The 13,130-nt window shown below is 61.1% G+C and carries 11 protein-coding genes; 10 read left to right on the top strand and 1 reads right to left on the bottom strand.

Going from position 1 to position 13,130, the window contains the following annotated elements; genetic code table 11:
• Window positions 1-114: 114 nt before the first annotated feature.
• From LU684_RS07250 to LU684_RS07230, 5 genes are all read left to right on the top strand, one after another.
• Window positions 115-1,212 carry a polyamine ABC transporter substrate-binding protein gene (locus tag LU684_RS07250; protein WP_016489725.1) on the top strand — a complete coding sequence of 366 codons (1,098 nt, stop codon included), beginning with the start codon at window positions 115-117 and terminating at the stop codon, window positions 1,210-1,212.
• Between the two features lie 158 nt (window positions 1,213-1,370).
• Window positions 1,371-2,465: a polyamine ABC transporter substrate-binding protein gene (locus LU684_RS07245; RefSeq protein WP_016489724.1), complete on the top strand. Its 1,095-nt coding sequence runs from the start codon at window positions 1,371-1,373 to the stop codon at window positions 2,463-2,465.
• Window positions 2,466-2,524: 59 nt separating this feature from the next.
• The gene (gene potA / locus LU684_RS07240; protein WP_016489723.1) at window positions 2,525-3,667 is read left to right on the top strand and encodes a polyamine ABC transporter ATP-binding protein; all 1,143 of its coding nucleotides are present in this window, start codon (window positions 2,525-2,527) and stop codon (window positions 3,665-3,667) included.
• A complete protein-coding gene (locus LU684_RS07235; protein ID WP_016489722.1) occupies window positions 3,664-4,584 on the top strand; it encodes an ABC transporter permease subunit in 921 nt (306 codons plus the stop codon). The genes potA and LU684_RS07235 overlap by 4 nt, the downstream gene beginning before the upstream one ends.
• Window positions 4,581-5,474, top strand: a complete 894-nt coding sequence (locus LU684_RS07230; protein WP_016489721.1) for an ABC transporter permease subunit — start codon at window positions 4,581-4,583, stop codon at window positions 5,472-5,474. The genes LU684_RS07235 and LU684_RS07230 overlap by 4 nt, the downstream gene beginning before the upstream one ends.
• A gap of 64 nt (window positions 5,475-5,538) precedes the next feature.
• On the opposite strand, the gene LU684_RS07225 is transcribed toward LU684_RS07230, so the two are convergent.
• Window positions 5,539-5,994: an REP-associated tyrosine transposase gene (locus LU684_RS07225; RefSeq protein WP_023047984.1), complete on the bottom strand. Its 456-nt coding sequence runs from the start codon at window positions 5,992-5,994 to the stop codon at window positions 5,539-5,541.
• A gap of 297 nt (window positions 5,995-6,291) precedes the next feature.
• Between LU684_RS07225 and LU684_RS07220 the strand changes: the two genes are divergently transcribed.
• From LU684_RS07220 to LU684_RS07200, 5 genes are all read left to right on the top strand, one after another.
• Complete coding sequence (locus tag LU684_RS07220; RefSeq protein WP_016489719.1) at window positions 6,292-7,380, top strand: efflux RND transporter periplasmic adaptor subunit; 1,089 nt, start codon at window positions 6,292-6,294, stop codon at window positions 7,378-7,380.
• Window positions 7,377-8,444 (top strand): efflux RND transporter periplasmic adaptor subunit, encoded by a 1,068-nt coding sequence (locus tag LU684_RS07215; protein WP_016489718.1) that lies wholly within the window; start codon window positions 7,377-7,379, stop codon window positions 8,442-8,444. The genes LU684_RS07220 and LU684_RS07215 overlap by 4 nt, the downstream gene beginning before the upstream one ends.
• Window positions 8,441-11,494, top strand: coding sequence for an efflux RND transporter permease subunit (locus LU684_RS07210; RefSeq protein WP_016489717.1), 3,054 nt, complete (start codon window positions 8,441-8,443; stop codon window positions 11,492-11,494). The genes LU684_RS07215 and LU684_RS07210 overlap by 4 nt, the downstream gene beginning before the upstream one ends.
• Window positions 11,495-11,743: 249 nt before the next feature.
• A complete protein-coding gene (gene oscA / locus LU684_RS07205) occupies window positions 11,744-11,926 on the top strand; it encodes a sulfur starvation response protein OscA (RefSeq protein WP_016489716.1) in 183 nt (60 codons plus the stop codon).
• A gap of 48 nt (window positions 11,927-11,974) precedes the next feature.
• A complete protein-coding gene (locus LU684_RS07200; RefSeq protein ID WP_016489715.1) occupies window positions 11,975-12,982 on the top strand; it encodes a sulfate ABC transporter substrate-binding protein in 1,008 nt (335 codons plus the stop codon).
• Window positions 12,983-13,130 lie beyond the last annotated feature (148 nt).

Genomic DNA, 13,130 nt, shown 5'->3' with positions numbered 1-13,130 from the left:
GATACAGGGCCTTGTAACTTGCCAGACTAGCGACTGTTTCAGTCGCCGCGCGCTCTGCACCGTGGGTCCTGGCTGCTGAACGGAAGGCTAAACAAAAATTCTGGAGCATTACGCATGAAGAAAATGGGCAAGACGTTGCTGGCCGCCGCCCTTATGGGTGCCATGGCCTCCGCTGTTCAGGCTGAAGACAAGGTGTTGAACGTCTACAACTGGTCGGACTACATCGCGCCGGACACCATCGCCAAGTTCGAGAAGCAGACCGGTATCAAGGTCAAGTACGACGTCTTCGACAGCAACGAAACCCTCGAAGCCAAGCTGCTGGCAGGCAAGTCGGGCTACGACATCGTGGTGCCGTCCAACAACTTCCTGGCCAAGCAGATCAAGGCGGGTGTTTACGAGGAGCTGGACCGTTCCAAGCTGCCGAACTGGAAGAACCTCGACCCGGACCTGCTCAAAGCCGTTGGCGATGCCAGCGACAAGGACAACAAGCACGCCTTCCCGTACATGTGGGGCTCGATCGGCATCGGCTACAACCCGGAGAAGGTCAAGGCCGCGCTGGGCGTGGACAAGATCGACTCGTGGGACGTGGTGTTCAAGCCTGAGAACATCGCCAAGCTCAAAAGCTGCGGTGTGAGCTTCCTCGATGCACCGACCGAAATGATCCCGGCCGCGCTGCACTACCTGGGCCTGCCGAGCAACAGCACCAAAAAAGAAGACCTGAAGGCCGCCGAGGACCTGTTCCTCAAGATTCGTCCTTCGATCACCTACTTCCACTCGTCCAAGTACATCGGCGACATGGCCAACGGCAACATCTGCGTGGCGGTCGGTTACTCGGGTGACCTGGAGCAGTCCAAGGCCCGCGCCCACGAAGCTGGCGACAAGGTGAAAGTGGACTACGTCATTCCGAAAGAAGGCGCCGGTACCTTCTATGACATGGTCGCCATCCCCAAAGATGCCGAGCATAAAGACGCCGCCTATCAGTTCATGGACTTCCTGATGCAGCCGGAAATCATGGCCGAGATCACCAACGCCGTGCGCTTCCCGAACGGCAACCAGGCTGCCACTGCGCTCGTGAACAAAGACATCAGCGGTGACCCGAGCATCTACCCGCCTGCCGAAGTGAAGAAGCAGCTGTACGCGATCGCTGCGCCTGACGCTTCTGTGCAGCGTGTAATCACCCGCAGCTGGACCAAGATCAAATCGGGCAAATAAGCCCTATGCGACACCTCTGGGCCGGGCTTTACCGGCCCAGAGCCAGTGAAAGGCAATTGTTGATTGCGGCATCGAAGCTGCGAAGGTAAGTTGCGCGCCGGTTTTGCGTGTGCGGCAGCATTGTCGCGACCCAGGCACTGATTGTGAGGAGCACCCACTTGTCTATTTCTGTATACCGCAAGGCCTTGATGGCTGGTGCGGGCCTGACGCTGGCATGCAGCGTCCAAGCGGCGCCTACGGTGCACTTCTACAACTGGTCCGACTATATCGGCCCGACCACACTCGCGGACTTCGAGAAAGCAACGGGCATCAAGCCCGTGCAGGACGTGTTCGATTCCAACGAAACCCTGGAAGGCAAGCTGCTGGCCGGTAATACCGGCTATGACGTGGTGGTGCCGTCCAACCATTTCCTCGGCAAGCAGATCAAGGCGGGCGCGTTCCAGAAGCTCGACAAGAACCTGCTGCCCAATTATTCCAACCTGGACCCTGGGTTGATGAAGCGCCTGGAAAAGAACGACCCGGGCAACCAGTACGCCGTGCCTTACCTGTGGGGCACCAACGGCATCGGTTACAACGTCGACAAGGTGAAGGCCGCGCTGGGCGTGGACACCATCGACTCCTGGGCCGTGCTGTTCGAACCCGAGAACATGAAGAAGCTCTCCAAGTGCGGCGTGGCCTTCCTCGACTCGGCGGACGAAATGCTGCCGGCGGTACTCAACTACATGGGGCTCAACCCCAACAGCACCGACCCCAAGGATTATGCAAAAGCGGAGCAGAAGCTGCTGGCCGTGCGCCCGTACGTGACCTACTTCCACTCGTCCAAGTACATCACCGACCTGGCCAACGGCGACATCTGCGTCGCGGCAGGCTTCTCCGGAGATGTGTTCCAGGCCAAGGCCCGCGCTGAAGAAGCGAAGAAGGGTGTGAACCTGGCCTATGCCATTCCCAAGGAAGGCGGCAACCTCTGGTTCGACGTGCTGGCGATCCCCAAGGATGCCAAGAACGTCAAAGAGGCCCACGCCTTCATCAACTATTTGCTGAAACCTGAGGTTATCGCCCAGGTCAGTGATTACGTCGGTTACGCCAACCCGAACCCCAAGGCTGGCGACCTGATGGACCAGGCCGTGAGGACTGACGCCGCGGTATACCCACCGCAGGAAGTGCTGGACAAGATGTTCGTCAACAGTGAGTTGCCACCCAAGGTGCAACGTTTGATGACCCGCAGCTGGACCAAGGTCAAGTCGGGCAAGTAACAATCCAGGCCCGCCGCAAAGCAGGGGCGGGCACACAAATCTTGTTGGGAGTTTCACTCATGGCAGTTGCCTCCGGTGCCTATAAGAAAGCCCTCGAGGGTGGCCAGCAACCCAAGCAGGTGCTGGTCAAGATCGACCGGGTCACGAAAAAATTCGACGAAACCATCGCCGTAGACGATGTGTCGCTGGAAATCCGCAAAGGCGAGATCTTTGCCCTGCTGGGTGGCTCCGGTTCTGGCAAATCGACCTTGCTGCGCATGCTGGCCGGCTTCGAGCGCCCGACCGAAGGGCGAATCTTCCTCGATGGCGTCGACATCACCGACATGCCGCCCTACGAGCGGCCGATCAACATGATGTTCCAGTCTTATGCGCTGTTCCCGCACATGACCGTGGCGCAGAACATCGCCTTTGGCCTGCAGCAGGACAAGATGCCCAAGGCCGAGATCGATGCCCGCGTGGAGGAGATGCTCAAGCTGGTGCACATGACCCAGTACGCCAAGCGCAAGCCGCACCAGTTATCCGGTGGCCAGCGTCAGCGTGTGGCCCTGGCCCGCTCGCTGGCCAAGCGCCCCAAGCTGCTGCTGCTCGACGAGCCGATGGGGGCGCTGGACAAGAAACTGCGTTCGCAGATGCAGCTGGAACTGGTGGAGATCATCGAGCGGGTGGGCGTGACCTGCGTGATGGTGACCCACGACCAGGAAGAGGCCATGACCATGGCCCAGCGCATTGCCATCATGCACCTGGGCTGGATTGCCCAGATCGGCTCGCCCGTGGACATTTACGAAACGCCGACCAGCCGCCTGGTGTGCGAGTTCATCGGTAACGTCAACCTCTTCGAAGGTGATGTGGTCGATGATGCCGAAGGCTACGCGATCATTGCCAGCCCGGAGCTTGAGCGCAAGATCTACGTGGGCCATGGCATCACCACCTCGGTGGAAGACAAGCACATCACCTACGCCCTGCGCCCGGAAAAGCTGCTGGTAACCACCAAGCAGCCGGATTTCGAGCACAACTGGTCGCGCGGCAAGGTGCATGACATCGCCTACCTGGGTGGCCACTCGGTGTTCTACGTGGAGTTGCCGAGCGGCAAGGTTGTGCAGTCGTTCGTCGCCAACGCCGAGCGCCAGGGTACCCGCCCGACCTGGGGCGATGAAGTGTACGTGTGGTGGGAAGACGACAGCGGCGTGGTACTGCGGTCATGAAACTGCGCAAGCTCAAGCGAGCCTTCCAGCGCCTCACCCCGCGGGGGCGGCACGTGGTGATCGGCGTGCCGTTCATCTGGCTGTTCCTGTTCTTCATGCTGCCGTTCTTCATCGTGCTGAAGATCAGCTTCGCCGAAGCCGATGTGGCGATCCCGCCGTATACCGAGATCTACAGCTACGTCGAAGACAAGATCCAGTTGGTGCTCAACCTGGCCAACTATGGCTTGTTGACCGAGGATGAGCTGTACCTCTCGGCTTACCTGGGCTCGTTGAAGATGGCTTTCTTCAGCACCCTGCTGTGCCTGCTGATCGGCTTCCCGATGGCCTACGCCATTGCCAACGCCAAGAAGGAAACCCAGACCGTCCTGCTGCTGTTGATCATGATGCCGACATGGACCGCGATCCTGATCCGCGTCTATGCCTGGATGGGTATCCTGAGCAACAACGGCCTGCTCAACGGCTTCCTGATGTGGACCGGGTTGATCGACCAGCCGCTGCAGATCCTCAACACCAACCTGGCGGTGTACATCGGCGTGGTCTATTCGTACCTGCCGTTCATGATCCTGCCGCTGTTCGCCAACCTGGTGAAGCATGACCCGAGCCTGCTCGAGGCTGCATCCGACCTGGGCTCGAGCACTTTCAACAGCTTCTGGAAGATTACCGTTCCGCTGTCGAAGAACGGCATCATCGCCGGCTGCATGCTGGTGTTCATCCCGGTGGTGGGCGAGTTCGTGATCCCAGAACTGCTCGGCGGCCCGGAAACCCTGATGATCGGCAAGGTGCTGTGGCAAGAGTTCTTCAACAACCGTGACTGGCCGGTAGCTTCTGCGCTGGCGGTAGTGATGCTGGCGATCCTGATCGTGCCGATCCTGCTGTTCAACCGCAGCCAGGCCAAAGAAATGGAGGGCCGCGCATGAAACGCTTCAGTTTCTCCAAGCTGATGCTGGTGCTTGGCTTGCTGTTCATCTACCTGCCGATGCTGATCCTGGTGATCTACTCGTTCAACGCCTCCAAGCTGGTGACGGTGTGGGGGGGCTGGTCGATCAAGTGGTACGTCGGCCTGCTCGACAACACCCAGCTGATGGGTTCGGTGATGCGCTCGCTGGAAATCGCCTGCTACACGGCGGTGGCAGCGGTGGCGCTGGGTACCCTGGCGGCCTTTGTGCTGACCCGGGTCACCCGCTTCAAGGGCCGCACGCTGTTCGGTGGCCTGGTCACTGCGCCGCTGGTAATGCCTGAAGTGATCACCGGTCTGTCGCTGTTGCTGCTGTTTGTGGCCATGGCGCAGATGATCGGCTGGCCCCAGGAGCGCGGCATCGTCACCATCTGGATTGCCCACACCACGTTCTGTGCAGCGTATGTGGCGGTAGTGGTGTCGGCACGCCTGCGTGAGCTGGACCTGTCGATCGAAGAAGCGGCGATGGACCTGGGTGCCAAGCCGTGGAAGGTGTTCTTCCTGATCACCATCCCGATGATCGCGCCATCGCTGGCAGCAGGCGGTATGATGTCGTTCGCGCTGTCGCTGGACGACCTGGTGCTGGCCAGCTTCGTGTCCGGCCCGGGCTCGACCACCTTGCCGATGGAGGTGTTCTCGGCAGTGCGCCTGGGCGTGAAGCCGGAGATCAACGCCGTGGCCAGCCTGATCCTGCTGTCGGTGTCGCTGGTGACCTTCTTTGTCTGGTACTTCAGCCGCCGCAGCGAAGAGCGTCGTCGCAAGGCGATTCAGCAGGCGATCGAGGAAGGCGCTGCGGCCAACGCTTCGCAGCCGCAGGTCAAGCGCCCGACACAGGTGGCTGCGTCGGCCTGACCCGGCCCTTTCGCGGCGGTTCGGCCCTTTCGCGCCGAACCGCCGCGAAGGCTCCAGCATCGAATCAAAGCCATACTGCATCCCAGTGTGGATATTCCCGGACACTTCTGACCAATCCAGCCCTCAATGGATTGGCAACAATGTACCGGGCTACATGCACCATGCTTTCCTCCCTTCTCAATGACCGGTCCTGATACCCAGGCTGCCATACCGGGTCATGCTTAACCCCTGCCTGATGTAATGCGAGACTGGAGCGGGACTTGAACCTGCGCATCAGGGTAGCCAGTGTTGTTCCTTTCAGCTCGATCAGCCAATGCAGATGGTCTGGCATCAGCACCCACGCCAGTGAGCGGCAGGCGTGCTCTTGATCGGCTTGCCGCAATTGGTGAATGACTAACCGGGCATGGTGGAAGTCATCGAATAGCGGCTTGCGCTGATGGGTAACAGTGGTCAGCAGATACAGCCTGCCAAGTTCTGAATAGCGACCACGACGAAGCAGATGGGATTGGGCCCTGGGCATCAGGTTCTTCCTTGAATAGAGATCAACATCCCAAGGTAGTGGCTGTGTTGCACCCCCAGGGAAGCAGATGATTTCTGGATATGGCAGGACCGGCCCTTTCGCGGGTGAACCCGCTCCCACAGGTACTGCACAGGATTCAGCCTATGCACGATCTCTGTGGGAGCGGGTTCACCCGCGAAGAGGCCGGCACAGGCTGTGAAAATGCCGAACTGATCCGCGTCAGTGATGTTTATCGAACCCTGAACTACGCTCACAGTCGCATTCCACAAATCATTTGTGCACAAGCAAGGAGCCAGCATGGCGTTGATACGTCCGTTGTCGGTCGTCTGCCTGGGGCTGCTTTACATGCTCACTGGCTGTAGCAAGGAAGAGGTCCCCGAGACGCTGCCTCGGGTTGGTGTGCAGCAGGTCCAGCCCACCGACTTCGCTGCCCGGGTTACCCTGACCGGCGACGTACAGGCGCGGGTGCAGACCGACCTGTCATTCCGGGTTGGCGGCAAGATCATTTCGCGCAGCGTGGACGTGGGCGATCACGTGAAGGCCAACCAGGTGCTGGCCCGGCTGGACCCGAAAGACCTGCAGAACAACGTCAACTCGGCCAAGGCCGAGGTGTTTGCCGCGCAGGCGCGGGTTACCCAGACCAGCGCGGCCTTTGTGCGCCAGCAAAAACTGTTGCCCAAGGGCTACACCAGCCAGAGCGAGTACGATTCCGCCGAAGCCGCGCTGCGCAGTAACCAGAGCGCGCTCAAGGCCGCCCAGGCGCAACTGGCTAACGCCAACGAACAACTCAGCTATACCGCACTGGTCTCCGAGGCCGCCGGGGTTATCACCGAGCGCCAGGCCGAGGTTGGCCAGGTGGTGCAGGCGACCATGCCAATCTTCAGCCTGGCCACTGACGGCGACCGCGATGCAGTGTTCAACGTCTACGAATCACTGCTGGTAGCGCCGCCCAGCGATGCGGGGGTGATCGTCAGCCTGCTGGACGATCCCAAGGTCCAGGCGCATGGCTTCGTGCGCGAGATCACGCCCACGGTGTCTGCGCAAAGCGGCACGGTGCAGGTCAAGGTAGGCCTGAAGGACGTACCAGCAGGTATGCAACTGGGCGCACCCGTGACCGCCACCACCAATGCTCAGGGCCGGCCCAGCATCGAGCTGCCGTGGTCGGCACTGACCAAGGCCCTGCATGACCCCGCCGTGTGGGTGGTGGGCGAGGGCGACAAGGTGGAATTGCGCAAAGTCGAAGTCAGCCGTTACCTCACCGGCAAGATTGTGGTCGCCAGTGGCCTGAAGGGTGGTGAAACCGTGGTGGTCACGGGTGGGCAGCTGCTGCACCCCGGCATGCAGGTGCAAAAGGTCGACGCCAAGGCCCAAGGGGGTGAGCTATGAAGCGCCTGCTGCTGATGCTGTCGGCCGGCGTATTGCTGGCTGGCTGCAGTAGCGAGGAAGAGGCCCCCGAGCCGGTTCGGCCGGTGCTGTCGGTCAAGGTCGAACCCCAGGTACAGGCGCAACTGGGCCGCTTCGCCGGCAGTATCCAGGCGCGTTTCGAAAGCACCCTGGGCTTCCGGGTTTCCGGGCGCATTGCCCGGCGCTGGCTGGATGTGGGCGCCCAGGTGAAGCCCGGCGACACCTTGGCCACCCTCGACCCCACCGACCAGCAGAACCAGCTGCGCGCCGCCGAAGGCGACCTGGCCAAGGTGCAGGCGCAGTGGATCAACGCCCAGGCCGATGCCCGTCGCCAGCAACAGCTGTATGACCGTGGCGTTGGCGCCCAGGCCCAGCTGGATATCGCCCAGACCAACCTGAAAACCACCAGCGCGGCGCTGGAGCAGGCGCGCTCTGCGCTCAGCCAGGCTCGCGACCAGCTCGACTACAGCACCTTGCGCACCGACCACGCCGCCGTGATCACCGCATGGCAGGCCGAAGCCGGGCAAACCGTTACGGCCGGCCAAGCGGTGGTGACCTTGGCCCGACCGGATGTGAAAGAAGCGGTAATCGACCTGCCGATCGGGCTGGCTGAGCAGTTGAGCAAAGGCCTGACCTTCACCGTTGCCTCGCAACTCGACCCGACCATCAGCACCACGGCCAGCCTGCGCGAACTGGAACCCCAGGCCGACGCCACCACCCGTACCCGCCGCGCCCGCCTGACGCTGGCCAGCACGCCAGCGGCGTTCCACCTGGGCACTGCCATCAGCGTGACCCTGAGTTCTGAAGTGACGCCTCGTAGCGAGCTGCCCTTGAGCGCGTTGCTGGAGCGTGACGGCAAGACTCAGGTGTGGGTGATCGATACGCAGCAGAAGACCGTGGCAACCCGTGACGTGGAGCTGATCGAGCGTACCGCCGACAGCATCGTGCTGACGTCAGGCGTGCAGCCCGGCGAGCGCGTGGTTACCGCGGGTGTGAACAGCCTCAAGCCTGGCCAGAAGGTCACCTTCGACGAGGATGCGCAATGAAAGGAAGCTTCAACCTCTCCGAATGGGCGCTCAAGCACCAGTCATTCGTGTGGTATCTGATGTTCGTTGGCCTGCTGATGGGGATTTTTTCGTACTTCAACCTCGGGCGCGAGGAAGACCCGTCATTCACCATCAAGACCATGGTCATCCAGACCCGCTGGCCCGGCGCGACCCAGGACGAAACCCTGTACCAGGTCACCGACCGCATCGAGAAAAAGCTCGAAGAACTCGACTCGCTCGACTACACCAAGAGCTACACCCGCCCCGGTGAATCCACGGTCTACGTCTACCTGCGCGACACCACCAAGGCCAAGGACATTCCGGATATCTGGTACCAGGTGCGCAAGAAGATCCAGGACATTCGTGGCGAATTCCCGGCGGGCATCCAGGGCCCGGGTTTCAACGACGAATTCGGTGATGTATTCGGCTCGATCTATGCCTTTACCGCCGACGGCCTGACCTTGCGCCAACTGCGTGACTACGTGGAACAGGCCCGGGCCGAGGTGCGCGATGTGCCCAACATCGGCAAGATCGAGCTGGTCGGCACTCAGGACGAAGTGCTGTACCTGAACTTCTCCACCCGCAAGCTGGCCGCCCTGGGCATTGACCAGCGCCAGGTGATGCAGGCCCTGCAATCGCAGAACGCGGTGACCCCGGCTGGCGTCATCGAGGCCGGCCCGGAACGTATTTCGGTGCGTACCTCCGGCCAGTTTGCCTCGGAAAAGGACCTGCAAACCGTCAACCTGAGGATCAACGACCGCTTCTTCCGCCTGGCCGACATCGCCGACATCGAGCGCGGATACGTCGACCCGCCTTCACCGATGTTCCGCTACAACGGCCAGACGGCGTTGGGCCTGGCCATCGGCATGAAGGCCGGTGGCAATATCCAGGTGTTCGGTGAGGCGCTGAAAAAGCGCATGGACAAAGTGGTCCAGGACTTACCGATAGGTGTCGGCGTACACACCGTGTCGGACCAGTCCGTGGTGGTCAAGCAAGCGGTCGGCGGCTTTACCAGTGCGCTGTTCGAGGCAGTGGTGATTGTGTTGGCCGTCAGTTTTGTCAGCCTCGGCGTGCGTGCGGGCCTGGTGGTGGCCTGTTCGATCCCGCTGGTGCTGGCCATGGTGTTCGTGTTCATGGAGTACAGCGGCATCACCATGCAGCGGATATCGCTGGGGGCGTTGATCATTGCGCTTGGCCTGCTGGTGGACGATGCGATGATTACCGTGGAGGTGATGGTCACGCGGCTGGAAATGGGCGAAAGCAAGGAGCAGGCGGCGACATTCGCCTACACCTCCACAGCCTTTCCCATGCTGACCGGCACCTTGGTGACCGTGGCGGGTTTTGTGCCTATCGGCCTGAACGCCAGCTCCGCGGGTGAATACACCTTCACCCTGTTCGCGGTCATCGCCGTGGCCCTGATCGTGTCTTGGGTGGTGGCAGTGTTCTTTGCGCCGGTGCTAGGGGTGCATATTCTCAAGAGCGACAAGGTCAAGGCCCATGAGGCTGAGCCTGGCCGTGTCGGGCGGGCATTTGAAGGCGGGTTGCTGTGGTGCATGCGCAACCGCTGGTTGACCATCATCGGTACCGTGGTGCTGTTCGCGCTGGCGCTCTTTTGCATGCGCTTCGTGCAGAACCAGTTCTTCCCGTCCTCGGACCGCCCGGAAATTCTCGTCGACCTCAACCTGCCACAGAACGCCTCGATCGAGGAAACGCGCAAGGTGGTCGACCGCTTCGAGGCGCGGATCAAGGACGACCCGGACCTGGTGCACTGGAGCACTTACATTGGTCAGGGTGCGGTCCGCTTCTACCTGCCCCTCGACCAGCAGTTGCAGAACCCTTACTACGCGCAGCTGGTGATTGTCAGCAAAGGCTTCGAAGAGCGCCAGGGCATGATGGAGCGTTTGCAGAAGATCCTGCATGAAGAGTTCGTCGGCATTGGCTCCAATGTGCAGTCGCTGGAAATGGGCCCGCCTGTAGGGCGGCCGATCCAGTACCGGGTCAGTGGTCCTGATATCGATCAGGTGCGCAAGCACGCGATCGAACTGGCCACCTTGCTTGACCAGAACAAGCACATCGGCGAGATGATCTACGACTGGAACGAGCCGGGTAAGGTGCTGCGGGTGGAAATCGCCCAGGACAAGGCACGCCAGCTGGGGCTGTCGTCGGAAGACGTGGCCAATGTGATGAACAGCATCGTCAGTGGCGTGCAGATCACCCAGGTCAACGACAACATCTACCTGGTGGACGTGGTCGCGCGGGCCGAAGACAGTGAGCGCGGCTCGCCCGATACCCTGCAGAACCTGCAGATTCTCACCCCCAATGGTACTTCGATCCCGCTGCTGTCATTCGCTACCGTGCGCTACGAGCTGGAGCAGCCGCTGGTGTGGCGCCGGGATCGCAAGCCGACCATCACCCTCAAGGCTTCGGTCACTGGCGAGATCCAGCCCACCGACCTGGTGGCACAGCTCAAGCCGAAGATCGATGAGTTCGCCAGCCAGCTGCCGGTCGGTTACGAAGTGGCCACTGGCGGTACGGTGGAGGAGAGCAGCAAGGCCCAGGGCCCGATCGCCAAGGTCATTCCGCTGATGCTGTTCCTGATGGCGACCTTCCTGATGATCCAGCTGCACAGCGTGCAGAAGCTGTTCCTGGTGGTCAGCGTGGCGCCGCTGGGGTTGATCGGTGTAGTGCTGGCGCTGGTGCCCACCGGTACCCCGATGGGCTTCGTGGCGATCCTCGGCATCCTGGCGCTGGCGGGCATCATCATTCGTAACTCGGTGATTCTGGTGACCCAGATCGACGAGTTCGAAGCCCAGGGCTTCTCGCCTTGGGATGCGGTTGTGGAAGCCACCAACCATCGTCGGCGGCCGATCCTGCTGACTGCGGCGGCGGCGAGCCTGGGGATGATCCCGATCGCCCGCGAGGTGTTCTGGGGGCCGATGGCCTACGCCATGATTGGCGGGATCATCGTGGCAACGCTGCTGACGCTGCTGTTCCTGCCGGCGCTGTATGTGGCCTGGTACAAGATTCGCGAGCCGCAGAAACAAAACTGAAGCCTTGTACGGACCCTGTGGGAGCGGGTTCACCCGCGAATGCGACGGTAGCTCCACCCTCGCATTCGCGGGTGAACCCACTCCCACAGGGCTTTGCGTCGGCTGTTGAATCGCGATTTTAATTTGGTTATATAAACATTCTTAAACAGTATTTTTAAGAATAACTCCGCCTCACTACTATTGCCCTCAAGCCAGGCGCAAATCCCCTTCAAACCTCTGCCCGGCACCCTCACTCCAAGGAGAACGAGCATGAGTGCATCTCTGCGTAGCATCGACGGTCAGGACGAAGCCACCATTCTGCGTGAAATCCAGAGCGCTTTGCGCGACCTGCGGTTTGGTGCGGTGGAGATCACTGTGCACAACGCTCAGGTCGTACAGATCGAGCGCAAGGAGAAGTTCCGCCTGCAACAGCCCGGCAACAAGTCCGGCTGAGCACGCCTTACATCCAAAATTAGAAAAATGCCAATCGGGAGCTTCACCATGTCCATCCGCCGTTATGCGCTCGCCGCCCTGGCCAGTGCTGTTTTTGCCGGTTCCGCCATCGCCAAGGACTACGAACTGCTGAACGTGTCCTACGACCCGACCCGCGAGCTGTATCAGCAGTACAACGCCGAGTTCATCAAGCACTGGCAGCAGGCCCACCCGGGCGACAAGGTGAAGATCCAGCAATCCCATGGTGGCTCGGGCAAGCAGGCCCGTGCGGTGATCGACGGCTTGCGCGCCGACGTGGTGACCCTGGCCCTGGCCGGCGACATCGACGAAGTTGCCAAGCTTGGCAAGACCCTGCCGGACAACTGGCAGACCCGTCTGCCAGACGCCAGCACTCCGTACACCTCGACCATCGTGTTCCTGGTGCGCAAGGGCAACCCGAAAGGCATCAAGGACTGGGGCGACCTGATCAAGAAGGACGTTTCGGTCATCACCCCCAACCCGAAGACTTCCGGCGGTGCGCGCTGGAACTTCCTGGCGGCCTGGGCCTATGGCCTGAAGACCGGTGGTAGCGAAGACAAGGCCAAGGCCTACGTGCAGGAGCTGTTCAAGCACGTACCGGTGCTGGATACCGGCGCCCGTGGCTCGACCATCACCTTCGTCAACAACGGCCAGGGCGACGTGTTGCTGGCCTGGGAAAACGAAGCGTTCCTGGCGCTGAAGGAAGACGGTGGCGCCGACAAGTTCGACATCGTCGTACCTTCGCTGTCGATCCTGGCCGAGCCGCCAGTGGCGGTGGTGGACAAGAACGCCGAGAAGAAGGGCAATACCGAAATTGCCACCGAATACCTCAAGCACCTGTACAGCCCGGCCGGCCAGAAGATTGCCGCCGAAAACTTCTATCGCCCGCGTGACGAGAAGGTCGCTGCCGAGTTCGGCAAGCAATTCCCGAAACTGGACCTGGTAACCATCGACAAGGACTTCGGTGGCTGGAAAACTGCACAACCCAAATTCTTCAATGATGGCGGTGTGTTCGACCAGATCTATCAGGCACAGTAAACGCCAAGGAAAAGCGGGGGCCGCCTTGCGGCCCATTCGCGGCACAAGGCCGCTCCCACAAAGAGCCGCGATCCCCTGTGGAACCGCGATCCCTATGGGAGCGGCCTTGTGCCGCGAATGGGCTGCAACGCAGCCCCAGGATTCAAAA

It is taken from the genome of Pseudomonas sp. NMI542_15 (assembly GCF_021283425.1).
Lineage (GTDB): Bacteria > Pseudomonadota > Gammaproteobacteria > Pseudomonadales > Pseudomonadaceae > Aquipseudomonas > Aquipseudomonas fortuita.
Note: the sequence above shows the minus strand (reverse complement) of the source record. Positions and strands in the feature narration are given on the sequence as shown.